Genomic DNA, 15,433 nt, shown 5'->3' with positions numbered 1-15,433 from the left:
GCCGATCCGCACTACGCGCGCGTACTCCGCAAGGTGGAGGCTGCGTTCCCCTGTGCGCTTAGCCTGGGCCGGTGACAGCAGAGGCGACGGACGAATGGCTCGGGTGGCGCGCGGCAGCACAAGCCGCCCTCTACGGGCCGGACGGCTTCTATCGCCGCCCCGAGGGGCCGGCCGGCCACTTCCGTACGTCCGTGCACGCCTCGCCACTCTTCGCCGGCGCCGTGGCCCGGCTGCTGTGCCGGGTCGACGAGGCCCTGGGCCGGCCCGCCTCGCTCGGTTTCGTCGACATGGGTGCGGGGCGGGGCGAGCTGGTCACCCGCGTACTGGCCGCGCTCCCCGCCGAGGTGGCGGCACGCACGCGTGCGTACGCCGTCGAGGTCGCCGACCGCCCGGAAACCCTGGATCACCGGATCGAGTGGCTGCCCCAGCCGCCACAGGGGATCTCGGGCCTGCTGTTCGCCAACGAGTGGCTGGACAACGTCCCCGTGGACGTCGCGGAGGTGGACCCCACGGGCGTACCGCGCCTGGTTCGCGTACGACGGGACGGGACCGAGCGCCTCGGGGAACGGGTCACCGGAGCGGACGCGGAATGGCTCGCGCGGTGGTGGCCGTTGGGGCGCGCGCAGGGGGCGCTGACCGCGGAGGACGCGCGAGCCGTGCAGGGCGCGCGGGCCGCCGAGGACGCGCGGGCCAGGGGAGGCGCGCGGGCCACGGAAGGGCTGCGGGCCGAGATCGGGCTGCCGCGGGACGAGGCCTGGGCTGCCGCCGTCGCGACACTGGCCCGGGGGCTCGCCGTCGCCGTGGACTACGCGCACACGGCGCCCGCCCGGCCGCCCTTCGGGACGCTCACCGGCTTCCGCGAGGGGCGGGAGACAGCTCCCGTGCCGGACGGCTCGTGCGACATCACGGCGCATGTCGCACTGGACGCCTGCGCGACGGCGTGTGCGCGGCCCGGCGCGCGCCTGTTGTCCCAGCGCGAGGCGTTGCGCACCTTGGGCCTCACGGGCGCACGCCCCCCGCTCGAGCTGGCCTCCACGCGGCCGGCCGACTACGTGCGAGCCCTCGCGAGCGCGGGCGAAGCCGCCGAGCTCACCGCGACGGGCGGACTCGGGGACTTCGGGTGGCTGGTGCAGCCGGTTGGAATTTTGGACGTACTGGCGTCGGACTGAGCGATCAGGTCGGTTGGAATTCCGGATGAACTCCTACGCCGGGCCCCGGCGAGGCGGCCCACGACCAGCACCCACGAACAAACCCCTACTTGTCGATGTCTCCCACCACGAAGAACATCGACCCCAAAATCGCCACCATGTCCGCGACCAGCGTCCCCGGCAGCAGTTCGACCAGCACCTGGATGTTGTTGTACGACGCCGAGCGCAGCTTGAGCCGGTACGGGGTCTTCTCGCCCTTGCTGACGAGGTAGTAGCCGTTGATGCCGAGCGGGTTCTCGGTCCACGCGTACGTGTGGCCCTCGGGCGCCTTGAGGACCTTGGGGAGCCGCTGGTTGATCGGCCCGGGCGGCAGCTCGGCGAGCCGGTCGAGGCACGCGTCGGCGAGGTCGAGGGCGTTGTGGGTCTGCTCCAGCAGGCACTCGAACCGGGCGAGGCAGTCGCCCTCCTCGCGGGTCACCACCTTCAGGACGTCCTGCAGCTCGCCGTAGGCGAGATAGGGCTCGTCGCGGCGCAGGTCGAAGTCGACGCCCGAGGCCCGCGCGATCGGTCCGCTCGCCCCGTAGGCGTGCACGGCCTCCGGCGCGAGGACGCCCACCCCCCGTGTGCGCCCGCGGAAGATCTCGTTGCCGAGGACCAGGTCGTCGAACCGGTCCATGCGCGAGCGCACGTCGGCGACGGCGGCACGCGCGCGCGTGGTCCAGCCGGCCGGCAGGTCCTCCTTCAGGCCGCCCACCCGGTTGAACATGTAGTGCATACGCCCACCGGAGACCTCCTCCATGACGTGCTGGAGTTCCTCGCGCTCCGTGAAGGCGTAGAAGATCGGCGTGATCCCGCCCAGCTCCAGCGGGTACGACCCCAGGAACATCAGGTGGTTGAGCACCCGGTTCAGCTCCGCGAGCAGCGTCCGCGTCCACACCGCCCGCTCCGGCACCTCCATGCCCAGCATGCGCTCCACGGCGAGGACGACGCCCAGCTCGTTGGAGAAGGCCGACAGCCAGTCGTGGCGGTTGGCGAGCATGATGATCTGGCGGTAGTCGCGGGCCTCGAACAGCTTCTCCGCACCGCGGTGCATATAGCCGATCACCGGCTCCGCGCGCGTGATGCGCTCGCCGTCCAGGACGAGCTTGAGACGCAGCACGCCGTGCGTGGACGGGTGCTGGGGCCCGATGTTGAGCACCATGTCGGTGCTCTCCGCGGCGCCGCCGATACCGACCATGGTCTCCGTCGTAGGAGTCATGGACACAGTCTCCCCTACGTACGCTGGCCCCATGGAGACGGGGAGCCCGGAGCACACGGGGACGGCGGGAGACGAGCGAGTGGGGGACGAAGGGGTGGAGGTCGAGCCGGGGTGGACCGGGCTGCCGCCGGGGCTGCTGAAGATGCGGCGGCTGTTGCTGGTGGTGTGGATGGGACTGCTGACGATCGGACTGGCCCTGCTGCTCGGGCTGCTCGCCGGGCCCGGCTGGGCCGCCTTCGCGCTGCTGCCGTTGGCCCTGATGGCGTGGGGCTGGGTGATGCTCGGCCGCAACTGGCGTTCGTGGCGCTATGCCGAGCGCGCCGACGACCTGCTGATCAGCCGGGGCGTGCTGTGGCGTGAGGAGACGGTCGTGCCGTACGGCCGGATGCAGCTGGTCGAGGTCACCTCCGGCCCCGTGGAGCGGCACTTCGGCCTGGCCAGCGTGCAACTGCACACGGCCGCCGCGGCCACCGACGCGACCATCCCCGGCCTCGACCCGGCCGAGGCGGAACGGTTGCGCGACCGGCTCACCGAGCTGGGCGAGGCCCGATCGGCGGGGCTGTGACGACGCCCGGCGTCGACGACGCCGTACGCGAGAGGCGACCCGTGACCGACCGGCGGCTGCACCCCGTGACGCCGCTCAGGCGCGCGTGGGCGCCGGTCGCCGTGCTCATCGGCTGGGCGGTGCACGACCCCGACCAGGCGCAGCGCCAGCTGACCAGGCTGACGACCACCACCATCCTGCTCGCGCTCGCCGTGCTGGTCCCCGCGGCCGCGCTGTACGGCTTCCTCACCTGGTGGTTCACGCACTTCGCGGTGACCGACAGCGAACTGCGCATCCGTACCGGCCTGGTGTTCCGGCGCACCGCGCACATCCGGCTGGAACGCATCCAGGCCGTCGACATCACCCAGCCGCTGCTCGCGCGCGTGGCGGGCGTCGCGAAGCTCAAACTCGACGTCATAGGCGCGGACAAGAAGGACGAACTCGCCTTCCTGGGCGAGGACGAGGCGCGTGCGCTCCGCGCGGAACTCCTCGCGCGCGCCGCCGGTTTCGCGCCCGAGACGGCGCACGAGGTCGGCGAGGCGCCGTCCCAGGAGCTGCTGCGCGTGCCACCGGGCGTCCTGGCCGTCTCGCTCGTCCTGACCGGCGCCACCTGGGCGACGCTGGCCGCCGCGATCGTCGTACCGACCGTCCTCTGGCTGGCCACGGAAAGCGCGTGGACGGTCCTCGCGACCGCGGTTCCGCTGTTCGGTGCAGCGGGAGCAAGCAGCGTGGGGCGGTTCGTCACCGAGTACGACTGGACGGTGGGCGAGTCGCCGGACGGGCTGCGTCTCGACCACGGCCTGCTCGACCGGGCGCACGAGACGGTGCCGCCAGGCCGCGTCCAGACCGTACGGATCGTCGAACCGCTGCTGTGGCGGCGGCGCGGCTGGGTGCGGGTGGAACTGGACGTGGCGGGCTCGTCCAACTCGGTCCTGCTTCCGGTCGCCCCGCGCGAGGTCGCCGAATCGGTCGTCGCGCGCGTGCTGCCCGGGGTGACCGTCCCCTCGCACGCCTCGCTGTCACGTCCGCCGCGGCGGGCGGGCCGGTGCGTGCCGGTGTGGTGGCGCGGGTACGGCCTGGCTGTCACGGACGCGGTGTTCGCCGCCCGGACCGGCCTCTTCCGGCGGAGCCTGGCGCTCGTACCGCACGCGAAGGTCCAGAGCGTACGGCTGGCTCAGGGGCCGTGGGAGCGGCTGTGGGGCGTGGCCGACGTACGCGTGGACACCGGGGCGAACAAGACCGTGACCGCCCGGCTGCGGGACGCAGGGGAGGCCGCGGAGCTGCTGCGGGGGCAGGCGGAGCGGTCGCGCACGGGGCGCAGGGACGCTCGGCCGGATCGGTGGATGGCCTGAGCGTCCGTGTCACGGCGTGCGTGACGAAGGGATCGTCAGGAAACCGCGCTCCGCAAGCCCTGCACATCGATCTGTTCCGTCTCGTCATGAGCCGTCAGGTCGATGACCTGCCCGATACCCCGGGACTCCTCGTCGGCCGGCTTGAACTCGGCCTCGGACTCGGCCTTGTGGAGGGCGAGGGCCTCCTGGCCGACGACGTCGGCGAGGTCCTCGTTCTGGACGGACTCCAACGCGTAGGGGGCCGCCCCCTGCTTCGTACCGAAGAAGTCGAAGCCGCCTCCGATCGCCGCACGCCGGACGGGCGTCGCCGGTACGACGGCCACCGCGGTCGGCGCGATGAAGTGCCCCGAGGGCTGCTGGGCCGGAGGCAGGGCCGGCTGGGCCTCGGCGACCGTGCCTGCCGTGGGGATGGCGGTCGCGCGCTCGTGCCCGTCGACCGCCTCGGGCTTCCCCTGGGCCTCGTCCTCCAGCGCGGGTTCCGTCTCGGACCCGCCCGTGACCACTGCCTCGACGGGACCCGAACCGGCCTCCACCGGCTCCTCGCCGGAGGAGGGACCGTCACCCTTCGGGGGATCGTTCTTCGGCGGCTCGTTCTTCGGGGACTCGCTCTTCGGGGACTCGCTCTTCGCAGACCCGTTGCCGTGGGATTCGTTGCTGGGGGATTCGTCGCCGGGAGAGTCGTTCTTCGAGGACTCGCCGTCGCTCACCGAGCCGTCTCCGGTCTTCCCCGGACCGTCTCCGTCCGGCGTCCCCTGGCCCTCGTCCCCGTCGAACCGCGCCAACGCCGCGCCGGCCCGCAGGAACAGCCGGGAACCCTCCGGCGAGAAGATGGCCGGCGTCTTAGCCGTCTCCTCCGCGGCCTCGGTGTCCACGTCCTCCGTCCCGGCCGGGGCAGCCACAGCCCCCTCCGCAGCGACGGAAACCGCACCATCGACCGGCGCCGACGCCGGCGGCAACGCGCGCACGGGCGTGCCCGCCTCTATCTCCAGGACCCGGCGTTCCTCCAGGACGCTCGCCCGCTCGGTCTCCGCCGTGGCGTACCGGCGCAGCAGCGCCGCGTGCTCGTTGCGCAGCCCCGCGAGCTCCGTGCGCTTGGCCCGCAGCCGCTGCTCCAGCTTGACGCGCAGCTCGCGCGACTCCTCGAGGTCGGTCTCCAGCTCGGCGACCCGCTCCTCGTACCGCCACTCGTCGCTCGCACGCGCGCGCGTGAGGTCGGCGACCCGTTTGCCCGCCTGCGTGTCCCAGTGGCGCATGACGACCGCGCCGACGACCGCCGTCGCCGCGGCGGCCGCGGCAAGGCCGCGCAGCACCATCGGCTCGGTGAACACCCAGGGGGCGAGCGCACAGACGACGGAGACGCCTGCGATCGCCGACGGGGGCAGCAGCCTGTGCAAGGGAGGGGAATGACGGTGACGTCCACGTGGCATGGCCAGAAACTTACCGCGCGTAGGCGAATCTTGTTGCCCCGCCCCGCAAAAACACAGCCATCCCGAGTCGTTCACACGGCATCAGGAATCAGATCTGTCACCGAATTGGACAAGAACCAAGATCACAAAGCCCCGACGGGCACGTCACCTGCCGCTCAGCCGCCCGCTCATCCACTCCAGCGTCCCCGGAATCTCCCGCCGCCAGGTGTTGAAGTTGTGTCCTCCGCTTTCCAGGATGATCGACGAGATCCGCGTCAGCTTCGTGGCCTTCACTCGCTCAATGAACTTCAGTGTGCCCTTGTAGTTGGATTCTCCAACTTTGCTGCTGCTGACGAGCAGTGAAGTGTCCGGCGCGGGCATGTGCTTGAGGTACCACCACAGGTTCGCGCGATTGCGCAGTTCCTCGTCGCCGTGGAAGAGATCGCCCGTCGTCGGGTCGGTCGGCGCCTTGTAGTACGCGGAAAGCCCCGCCCCGGCGGCGTACACCCGAGGGTGGTGCATGGCGAGCTTCAACGCGCAGTAGCCCCCTGTGGAGTCACCGATGATGCCCCAGCTGCCCGGTTTCCTGCCCACCCTGTAGTGGCCGCTCACGGCATCGATCAGATCTTTGGCGAAGAACGTCTCGGTCTGCGGGCCGCCCGGGATGTCCACGCATTCCGTGTCCCGCGGCGGCGCCACGGTCGGCCGCATCATCACCAGGATCATCGGCTGCATACGACCGTCCCCGGCAAGCCTCGCGGCCGTACGCGGATAGTCGAGCTTGTCCACCAGCGCCTTGGCCGTGCCCGGATAACCGGTGAGAACGACAGCCGCGGGGAAGGTGCGCGTGCGGTACTGCGGCTGAAAGTACTCCGGCGGCAGATAGACGTACGCGGGCGTCGCGATGTGCGTCGTACGGCCCACGATGCCGATCTTCTGGATCTGCCCGCCCCGGTGCGGCCGGGCGCCGGCCACGCCGGGCACGCGCCGCGTGTCGACGACCTCCAGCGGCCCGCCGGTCGGCGTGTGGTCCACGACGACGCCCTGTTCGGTCTCCTGCCCGAACAGGTCGGCCCAGCTGGCGTAGAACCCGAATGCCTGGTTGGCGACGAGACCGACCGCCGCGAAGAGCATCAACTGTGTGGAGAGCAGCAGACCGATACGTCCGCCCACGTTCCGCCAGCCGCGCCGCGCAAGCCGTGGCCACAGCCACACCGTGCCGACGAACAGCCCTACGGCGGCCACAACCGCCAGCGCCAGCACCTTGCCGCTCGTGAGACCCATCGATGGTTACCTGCCCGCACTTTCCGCCCGGTTCGCGCTTCCGCCGCGCTGCCTCCCCCGCTCCTTCGCAAGGGCTTGCCCCAGACTTTCCTTGGCCTTTGAAACGGTTTTGGGGAGCTGAGTGAACCTCTCCCCTCAAGACACCGTCCTAGAGGGCGCAATGTCGCCGGATGCCCGAATCGGCACCGGATCCAAGGTCTCTCGCAGAACTATGGGATGCGATGTCTGTCAGGACAGATGTGGAAATGTCGGGCGGGGTTCCCCAACGATCAAGTCAGGTACGGCACCTGCCGAGCCGAGTACGGCATCTGCTCCGTGGCCCGCGCCCGGAGGCCGTTCCCGTTTTCGTCGGCAGGGCCTGCGCCCTGGTGGGCCTGCTGGACGTCGCCGCGGGCGTCTTCCCGCGCTTCCGGCACAGCCGTATGCACGCCATCGCCGAGGTGCTGCCGGGCTCGACGGGACCGTTCGCGGCCGCGCTGTCGCTCAGCGCGGGCGTGCTGCTGCTCCTGCTCGCCCACGGCCTCAAGCGCGGCAAGCGGCGGGCGTGGCGCGCCGCGGTCGTCCTGCTGCCGGCCGGAGCGGTCGCGCAGTTCACGTACCGCCACTCCCTGGTGGGCGTCCTCATCTCGGTTGCGCTGCTCGTAGCCCTGTTGCGCCACCGCGACCAGTTCGCGGCGCTGCCCGACCCGCGCAGCAGGTGGCGGGCGCTGGCCAACTTCGTCCTCATGAGCGCTGGTTCCCTCGCCCTCGGGCTGGTCATCGTCAGCGCCCATCCGCAGACCCTGGTCGGCGACCCGAGCCTGGCCGACCGCATCGCGCACGTCATCTACGGCCTGTTCGGCTTCGAGGGCCCGGTCGACTACCAGGGCAACACCTCGTGGACGGTCGCCTTCTCCCTGGGCGCCCTCGGCTGGATCACGGCGGTCACCACGATCTACCTGGCCTTCCGCCCCGAACACCCCGCCGCACGCCTCACCGAGGACGACGAGGCACGCCTGCGCGCCCTGCTGGTCAAGCACGGCGGCCGCGACTCCCTCGGCCACTTCGCGCTGCGCCGCGACAAGGCCGTCGTCTTCTCCCCCAGCGGCAAGGCGGCGGTGACCTACCGCGTCGTCTCCAGCGTGATGCTCGCCAGCGGCGACCCGATCGGCGACGTCGAAGCCTGGCCGGGCGCGATCGAGCGCTTCATGGACGAGGCCAAGGCCCACTCCTGGACCCCGGCCGTGATGGGCTGTTCGGAGACCGGCGCCGAGGTGTGGACCCGCGAGACCGGGCTCGACGCCCTCGAACTGGGCGACGAGGCGGTGGTGGACGTCCCGGATTTCTCGCTCGCCGGCCGCGCGATGCGCAACGTACGCCAGATGGTCAAGCGCATCGAGCGCGCCGGTTACGAAACCCGGGTACGGCGCGTCCGTGATCTCGGCGAGGCCGAGCTGGACCGGGTCCGCCGCGCCGCCGAGGACTGGCGCGGCACCGACACCGAGCGCGGTTTCTCCATGGCACTGGGCCGCGTAGGCGACCCGGCCGACGGCGACTGTCTCATCGCCACCGCCCACAAGGCGGACGAGGAGCCGGGTCCGTACGGCGACCTCAAGGCGATCCTGCACTTCGTGCCGTGGGGCACGGACGGGGTCTCCCTGGACCTGATGCGCCGCGACCGCGCGGCCGACCCCGGCATGAACGAACTGCTCATCGTGGCCGCCCTCCAGGCCGCACCGAAACTCGGCATCGCGCGCGTGTCCCTCAACTTCGCCATGTTCCGCTCGGCCCTGGCCCGCGGCGAGAAGATCGGCGCGGGACCGGTACTGCGCGCCTGGCGCGGGCTGCTGGTGTTCCTCTCCCGCTGGTTCCAGATCGAATCGCTGTACAAGTTCAACGCCAAGTTCCAGCCCCGCTGGGAGCCCCGCTTCGTCGTCTACCGCGCCTCCGGCGACCTGCCCCGCCTCGGCTTCGCCGCCATGCAGGCCGAAGGCTTCGTCAACTTCGCCCTGCCGCTGCCGCGCTTCCTGCGCCGCCGCACGACCACCCCGCGCCCGTGCGCTCACGCGGTGGCGGAGCGGGAGGTCCGCGCGGCCTGACCGGAACCGCACCCACCCAAGCCAGGCCCGAGCGGAAGCCACCCCACCTCCAGGCGTCCGCCCGGGCCGCAGACCATCACGGCACATACTCGGGCCTGCGGCACTCCCCCGGGCCTGCTCGCCACTGCGCTTCCCGCACCGCCGCACACGACCACCCCGCGCCGGCCCGCCCCACCCCCACCCCAGGGCTCCCGCTCGGGCCACCGCACGTCCCGGCACTCCCATGGGCCTACGCTGAACATATGAGCAAGCAGAGCGGACGCGGGCGCGTCACGGGCCTTCCGCAGTGGGATCGCTGCGCGGTCATGGGAGTCGTGAACGTCACTCCCGACTCCTTCTCCGACGGCGGGCGCTGGTTCGACACGACGGCCGCCGTCAAGCACGGCCTCGCCCTGGTCGAGGAGGGCGCCGACCTGGTCGACGTCGGCGGCGAGTCCACCCGCCCCGGCGCCACCCGGGTCGACGAGGCCGAAGAGCTGCGCCGCGTCGTCCCCGTGGTCCGCGACCTCGCCTCCGAGGGCGTCACGATCTCCGTCGACACGATGCGCGCCTCCGTCGCCGAACAGGCCCTCGCCGCCGGCGCCGCCCTCGTCAACGACGTCAGTGGCGGCCTCGCCGACCCCGCGATGATCCCGGTCGTCGCGGAGACCGGCGCCCCGTTCGTCGTCATGCACTGGCGGGGCTTCCTCGACGGCGCAAACGTCAAGGGCAGGTACGACGACGTCGTCGCCGAAGTCGTCGAGGAGCTCCACGCGCGCGTGGAGGCCGTTCTGGCCGGCGGCATCGCCCCCGACCGCATCGTCGTCGACCCCGGCCTCGGCTTCTCCAAGGACGCCGAGCACGACCTCGTCCTCCTCGCCCACCTCGACCGGCTCCTCGCCCTCGGCCACCCCCTCCTCGTCGCCGCCTCCCGCAAGCGGTTCCTCGGCCGCGTCCTCGCAGGACCGCAGGGCGCGCCACCGCCCGCCCGTGAGCGCGACGCCGCCACGGCGGCCGTCTCGGCGCTCGCGGCGCAGGCCGGCGCGTGGGCGGTGCGCGTGCACGAGGTGCGCGCCACGGCGGACGCGGTACGCGTCGCGCGCGCGATCGAAGAGGCGCGTGACGCCCAGAACGCGCCCGGCGCGAACGCCGAGCACGGCGGCGTGAACGGCGGCGCGCACCGCTCTGAAGGAGCCCGGTGAGCGCCCCGCACACCGACGTCGAGCAAGTGGAGGCCGCCAACACCGCCTTCTACGAGGCGTTGGAGAGCGGCGACTTCGAAAAGCTGTCCTCGCTCTGGCTCACCCCGTCCGACCTGGGCATCGACGAGACGTACCACGACCCGGCCGACGCCGGCGTGGTCTCCTGCGTGCACCCCGGCTGGCCGGTGCTCACCGGACGCGGCGAGGTCCTCAGGTCGTACGCGCTGATCATGGCCAACACCGACTACATCCAGTTCTTCCTCACCGACGTGCACGTCTCCGTCACCGGCGACACCGCCCTGGTGACCTGCACCGAGAACATCCTCAGCGGCGGCCCCGCCCCCGAGGGCAGCGAGGAACTCGGCCCCCTCGTGGGCCAGCTGGTGGTCGCCACCAACGTGTTCCGCCGCACACCCGACGGCTGGAAGATCTGGTCGCACCACGCGTCGCCCGTTCTGGCCGAAAACGACGAGGAAGAGAGCGACGACACCCCCTCCTGAGTGGGTAGGCGCCCCACAGGGGCCACTGCTGCGGGGGCGGCCCCTACAGGGACCACCAGAGGGACGCCCCGGGGACAACCCGGGGCCGACTCGCTGAAGCCACCCGCAAGGGGGCCTGCGTGGCCCCGCCGGGACCAAGGAGTGGTTGGAATCACGCACCTGCGGGTAGGCGCGGCTACCAAGCCGTGAGTCGCCGGGTTCCCCAGGGGAAACACTCGATGAATCCTCCTGGCCCGGACCGGGCCCACGCCCCCTTGGCCCGGCCCTGTCAGTGCCCGCAGGTAGATTCGTTCGAGGCCGGTGTGCCGCCCGCACGCGACACGGACCGGCCGTCACCGACGATTGCAGGAGTGATTCGCGTGGATCGTGTCGCGCTGCGCGGCCTCAAGGCCCGCGGGTACCACGGTGTGTTCCCCGAGGAACGCAGGGAGGGCCAGACCTTCGTGGTGGACCTCGTCCTCGGCCTGGACACCCGGCCGGCCGCTGCCGACGACGACCTGGCGAAGACCGTGCACTACGGCATCGTGGCGGAGGAGGTCGTGGCCGTCGTCGAGGGCGAGCCGGTCAACCTCATCGAGACGCTCCCCGCGCGCATCGCCCAGGCCTGCCTGAAGCACGAAGGGGTCCAGGAGGTCGAGGTCACCGTCCACAAACCGGACGCGCCGATCACGGTCCCCTTCGACGACGTGACCGTCACCATCACCCGGAGCCGAGTATGACCGCGTTCTTCACCGAGGGTCACAGCGACCCGACCGTACAGCCGGTACCCGCCTCCGTCGTCGAGAAGGTCGACGCCGCCGACACCACCCTCCACAACCCGAAACGCGCCGTGATCTCCCTCGGCTCCAACCTCGGCAACCGCCTGGAGACCCTCCAGGGCGCCATCGACGCCCTCGAGGACACCCCCGGCGTCCGCATCAAGGCGGTCTCCCCGGTGTACGAGACGGAGCCGTGGGGCGTGGAGCCGGGAAGCCAGCCGTCCTACTTCAACGCGGTCGTGGTCCTCAAGACCACGCTCCCCCCGTCCTCCCTCCTGGAGCGCGCGCAAGCGGTCGAGGAGGCCTTCCATCGCGTACGGGACGAGCGCTGGGGCGCACGCACCCTCGACGTCGACATCGTCGCGTACGCCGACGTCGTCTCCGACGACCCGGCCCTCACCCTCCCCCACCCACGCGCCCACGAACGCGCCTTCGTCCTCGCCCCCTGGCACGACGTCGAGCCGCAGGCACAGCTTCCGGGTCGCGGCTCGGTGGCCGACCTCCTGGCCGGCATCACGCACCACGGCGTCGAACCACGCCGGGACCTGGAACTCCAGCTGCCCGAGTAGTCGTTAAGGTCAAGACGATCGACCACGGTCCGTGGGGACCCGGGGGAGCTGAAGGGACACCGTGAGAGAGCTGCGCATCAGGATGCTGGCCGGCATCTTCCTCATCGCCGGAGTCGTGTCCTGGGCGGGCGCCCGCCTCTGGAACTCGATCGGGACCCTTCCGAGCGTCCCGCTGGCCGCGCCCATCGTCCTCGCCGTGATCGCCGTGGTCCTGCTCGCCACGGCGCTCTCCATCCGCGCCCGCCTCAGGGCCCAACGCGAACGCCAGCCCGATGCCAAGGGCGTCGACCCCCTGATGGCCGCCCGCGCGGTCGTCTTCGGCCAGGCCAGCGCCCTGGTCGCCGCCCTCGTCGCCGGCATGTACGGCGGCGCGGGCGTCTTCCTCCTGGAACTCCTCGACATCCCCGCCCGCCGCGACCAGGCCATCTACGCCGGCTTCTCGGTCGTAGCGGGCGTCGGCGTCATAGCGGCGGCCATCTTCCTGGAACGCGTGTGCAAGCTCCCGGAGGACGACGAGCACAACGGCGCGGGGGCAGCACCGACGGTGTGACGGGCAGGTCAGCGCGCCAGTATCAGGCTCATTGCCTCGGCCCGGGTCGTGGCGTCCCGAAGCTGTCCACGCACCGCCGACGTCGTGGTCTTGGCGCCGGGCTTACGGATACCGCGCACCGACATGCACATGTGCTCGGCCTCGATGACGACGATCACACCCCGGGCCTCGAGGATGCTCATCAGAGAGTCGGCGACCTGCGTGGTGAGTCGTTCCTGCACCTGCAGGCGACGGGCAAACACCTCAACCAGCCGCGCAAGCTTCGACAGGCCCGTGATCTTGCCGCTTTCAGCCGGGATATACCCGATGTGAGCCACGCCGTGGAATGGCAGCATGTGATGCTCGCACAAGGAAACGATCTCGATGTCCTTCACCAGGACCATCTCATCGTGCCCAATATCGAACGTAGTCGTCAGGACGTCCTCGGGCTCCTGCGTATGCCCGGCAAGGAGCTCCCGATAAGCCCGCGCCACCCGCGCCGGAGTCTCCCTCAGCCCCTCGCGGTCCGGGTCCTCGCCGACCGCGATCAGCAGTTCGCGCACGGCGTTCTCGGCTCGCTTCTCGTCGAACTCGCCGATGGAGCCCTCGCCGTCCAGCGTCACCGGGTCGGTCATTGTGGTGCCTCGTTCCTTCGCGGGTGGCGCGTATGGGTCACGCGTCTGAACTGCGGGCATACGAAAATGCCGCGCCCCCCAGGCTAGAACCAGGGGGGCGCGGCATCCATTCCGGGCCGGTGGGGTCACCGGGGCCGGGGCGTCAGCTCTCCGGACGCTCCTCGGGAGCAGGCTCGGCCGCCGGCGCGGGCTCCGCCGCCGTCGACTTCGCGGTGCTGATCGCCGGCGTCGCGCCGTTGGCGCCGTTCGTCAGTGCGAGCTCCTTCGGGGAGAGCACCGGCGGACGGGTGGACGGCGTGCGCCTCGAGGAACCGGTCCAGGCGGGCCGGGGCGGACGCTTGACGATGGGGGCGAAGATCTCGGCGATCTCCTCCTTGCCCAGCGTCTCCCTCTCCAGCAGCTGAAGGACCAGGTTGTCGAGGACGTCGCGGTTCTCGACCAGGATCTCCCAGGCTTCGTTGTGCGCGTTCTCGATGAGCTTCTTGACTTCCTCGTCCACCAGCGCGGCGACCTCTTCCGAGTAGTCGCGCTGGTGAGCCATCTCACGCCCGAGGAACGGCTCGGTGTTGTCGCCACCGAACTTGATCGCGCCGAGACGCTCGGTCATGCCGTACTGCGTGACCATCGCGCGGGCGGTGGTCGTGGCCTTCTCGATGTCGTTCGCGGCACCCGTGGTCGGGTCGTGGAAGACCAGTTCCTCGGCCGCGCGGCCGCCCAGCATGTAGGCCAGCTGGTCCAGCATTTCGTTGCGCGTGGTCGAGTACTTGTCCTCGTCCGGGAGCACCATCGTGTAGCCCAGCGCACGGCCTCGCGACAAGATCGTGATCTTGTGGACCGGGTCGGAGTTGGGGGAAGCCGCCGCGACCAGGGCGTGGCCGCCCTCGTGGTACGCGGTGATCTTCTTTTCCTTGTCCGACATGATCCGGGTCCGCTTCTGCGGGCCCGCCACGACGCGGTCGATGGCCTCGTCCAGCATGTGGTTGTCGATCAGCTTCATGTCCGAGCGGGCCGTGAGCAGCGCTGCCTCGTTGAGGACGTTGCTCAGGTCCGCGCCGGTGAAGCCCGGCGTGCGGCGGGCGACCGCCGACAGGTCGACGTCCGGGGCGACCGGCTTGCCCTTCTGGTGGACCTTGAGGATCTCCAGACGGCCCTGCATGTCCGGACGGTCGACCGCGATCTGGCGGTCGAAGCGGCCGGGGCGCAGGAGGGCCGGGTCGAGGATGTCGGGCCGGTTCGTCGCGGCGATGAGGATCACGCCGCCCTTGACGTCGAAGCCGTCCATCTCGACGAGCAGCTGGTTCAGAGTCTGCTCGCGCTCGTCGTGACCGCCGCCGAGGCCGGCGCCGCGGTGGCGGCCGACCGCGTCGATCTCGTCGACGAAGACGATCGCCGGGGCGTTCGCCTTCGCCTGCTCGAACAGGTCACGGACCCGGGAGGCACCGACACCGACGAACATCTCGACGAAGTCGGAACCGGAGATCGAGTAGAAGGGGACGCCCGCCTCGCCGGCGACGGCGCGCGCGAGGAGCGTCTTACCGGTACCAGGAGGCCCGTAGAGCAGAACGCCCTTGGGGATCTTGGCGCCGACGGCCTGGAACTTCGCCGGCTCCTGGAGGAACTCCTTGATCTCCTGGAGCTCCTCGACTGCCTCGTCCGAGCCCGCGACGTCCGAGAACGTCGTCTTCGGGGTGTCCTTGGTGATGAGCTTCGCCTTGGACTTGCCGAAGTTCATGACCCGGGAGCCGCCACCCTGCATCTGATTCATCAGGAACAGGAAGACGACCACGATGAGGACGAAGGGAAGCAGGGAGAGCAGGATGCCGACGAACGGGTTCTGCTTGGACGGCGAGACCGTATAGCCGTCCGGGATCTGCTTGTCCTGGTACTTGTTCTGCAGCGTGCTGGCGATGGTCACGCCTTGGTCGCCGATATAGCTCGCCTGGATCTTGGTGGCGCCCTCGACCTTTGCGCCGTCCTTGAGCTGGACCTTGATGATCTGCTCGTCGCCGGTGGTCAGTTTGGCCGACTCGACCTTGTTGTCATTGATCGCCTGGACGACCTGGCCGGTGTCCACCGTCTTGTAGCCGCCGGACGAGCCGACGACCTGCATCAACACGACCACGGCAAGGACGGCCAGCACGATCCACATGACCGGCCCACGGAAGTATCGCTTCACGTCCATCCATACGGA

14 protein-coding genes are annotated in these 15,433 nt (G+C 70.8%); 9 read left to right on the top strand and 5 right to left on the bottom strand.

Going from position 1 to position 15,433, the window contains the following annotated elements; translation table 11 throughout:
* The first annotated feature begins 71 nt into the window (after nucleotides 1-71).
* Nucleotides 72-1,169 (top strand): SAM-dependent methyltransferase, encoded by a 1,098-nt coding sequence (locus AB5J49_RS27135; RefSeq protein WP_369171356.1) that lies wholly within the window; start codon nucleotides 72-74, stop codon nucleotides 1,167-1,169.
* Nucleotides 1,170-1,254: 85 nt separating this feature from the next.
* On the opposite strand, the gene AB5J49_RS27130 is transcribed toward AB5J49_RS27135, so the two are convergent.
* Nucleotides 1,255-2,406, bottom strand: a complete 1,152-nt coding sequence (locus AB5J49_RS27130) for an NADH-quinone oxidoreductase subunit D (protein ID WP_369171355.1) — start codon at nucleotides 2,404-2,406, stop codon at nucleotides 1,255-1,257.
* Between the two features lie 31 nt (nucleotides 2,407-2,437).
* Between AB5J49_RS27130 and AB5J49_RS27125 the strand changes: the two genes are divergently transcribed.
* The gene (locus AB5J49_RS27125; RefSeq protein WP_369171354.1) at nucleotides 2,438-2,971 is read left to right on the top strand and encodes a PH domain-containing protein; all 534 of its coding nucleotides are present in this window, start codon (nucleotides 2,438-2,440) and stop codon (nucleotides 2,969-2,971) included.
* Nucleotides 2,968-4,302, top strand: coding sequence for a PH domain-containing protein (locus AB5J49_RS27120; protein ID WP_369171353.1), 1,335 nt, complete (start codon nucleotides 2,968-2,970; stop codon nucleotides 4,300-4,302). Before AB5J49_RS27125 ends, AB5J49_RS27120 begins: the two co-directional genes overlap by 4 nt.
* A gap of 35 nt (nucleotides 4,303-4,337) precedes the next feature.
* Here AB5J49_RS27120 and AB5J49_RS27115 read toward each other — a convergent pair whose 3' ends face one another.
* Both AB5J49_RS27115 and AB5J49_RS27110 read right to left on the bottom strand, forming a co-directional pair.
* On the bottom strand, nucleotides 4,338-5,696 hold the full coding sequence (locus tag AB5J49_RS27115) for a hypothetical protein (RefSeq protein WP_369171351.1): 1,359 nt from the start codon (nucleotides 5,694-5,696) through the stop codon (nucleotides 4,338-4,340).
* A 177-nt stretch (nucleotides 5,697-5,873) separates the two neighbouring features.
* Entirely contained in the window at nucleotides 5,874-6,992 is a 1,119-nt protein-coding gene (locus AB5J49_RS27110; protein ID WP_369171350.1) for an alpha/beta hydrolase, read from the bottom strand.
* Between the two features lie 245 nt (nucleotides 6,993-7,237).
* On the opposite strand from AB5J49_RS27110, the gene AB5J49_RS27105 reads away from it, so the two are divergent.
* The 6 genes from AB5J49_RS27105 to AB5J49_RS27080 all read left to right on the top strand — a co-directional run bounded on the left by AB5J49_RS27105 (nucleotide 7,238) and on the right by AB5J49_RS27080 (nucleotide 12,628).
* Nucleotides 7,238-9,070, top strand: coding sequence for a phosphatidylglycerol lysyltransferase domain-containing protein (locus AB5J49_RS27105; RefSeq protein ID WP_369175280.1), 1,833 nt, complete (start codon nucleotides 7,238-7,240; stop codon nucleotides 9,068-9,070).
* A 242-nt stretch (nucleotides 9,071-9,312) separates the two neighbouring features.
* Nucleotides 9,313-10,251 carry a dihydropteroate synthase gene (folP, locus tag AB5J49_RS27100; RefSeq protein ID WP_369171348.1) on the top strand — a complete coding sequence of 313 codons (939 nt, stop codon included), beginning with the start codon at nucleotides 9,313-9,315 and terminating at the stop codon, nucleotides 10,249-10,251.
* Complete coding sequence (locus AB5J49_RS27095; RefSeq protein WP_369171347.1) at nucleotides 10,248-10,751, top strand: nuclear transport factor 2 family protein; 504 nt, start codon at nucleotides 10,248-10,250, stop codon at nucleotides 10,749-10,751. Before folP ends, AB5J49_RS27095 begins: the two co-directional genes overlap by 4 nt.
* 359 nt (nucleotides 10,752-11,110) lie before the next feature.
* Entirely contained in the window at nucleotides 11,111-11,470 is a 360-nt protein-coding gene (folB, locus tag AB5J49_RS27090) for a dihydroneopterin aldolase (protein WP_369171346.1), read from the top strand.
* Nucleotides 11,467-12,078: a 2-amino-4-hydroxy-6-hydroxymethyldihydropteridine diphosphokinase gene (gene folK, locus AB5J49_RS27085; protein ID WP_369171345.1), complete on the top strand. Its 612-nt coding sequence runs from the start codon at nucleotides 11,467-11,469 to the stop codon at nucleotides 12,076-12,078. The genes folB and folK overlap by 4 nt, the downstream gene beginning before the upstream one ends.
* Before the next feature lie 61 nt (nucleotides 12,079-12,139).
* Nucleotides 12,140-12,628, top strand: coding sequence for a DUF3180 domain-containing protein (locus AB5J49_RS27080; RefSeq protein ID WP_369171344.1), 489 nt, complete (start codon nucleotides 12,140-12,142; stop codon nucleotides 12,626-12,628).
* 8 nt (nucleotides 12,629-12,636) lie between these two features.
* Here the strand turns inward: AB5J49_RS27080 and folE are convergent, their stop codons facing one another.
* Nucleotides 12,637-13,242 carry a GTP cyclohydrolase I FolE gene (gene folE / locus AB5J49_RS27075; protein ID WP_369171343.1) on the bottom strand — a complete coding sequence of 202 codons (606 nt, stop codon included), beginning with the start codon at nucleotides 13,240-13,242 and terminating at the stop codon, nucleotides 12,637-12,639.
* 142 nt (nucleotides 13,243-13,384) lie between these two features.
* The gene (ftsH, locus tag AB5J49_RS27070) at nucleotides 13,385-15,424 is read right to left on the bottom strand and encodes an ATP-dependent zinc metalloprotease FtsH (protein ID WP_369171342.1); all 2,040 of its coding nucleotides are present in this window, start codon (nucleotides 15,422-15,424) and stop codon (nucleotides 13,385-13,387) included.
* Nucleotides 15,425-15,433: the final 9 nt, after the last annotated feature.

It is taken from the genome of Streptomyces sp. R28, assembly GCF_041052385.1.
Classification (GTDB): Bacteria; Actinomycetota; Actinomycetes; order Streptomycetales; family Streptomycetaceae; genus Streptomyces.
The sequence above is the reverse complement of the archived record's forward strand: the minus strand, read 5'-3'. Positions and strand labels throughout refer to the sequence as shown.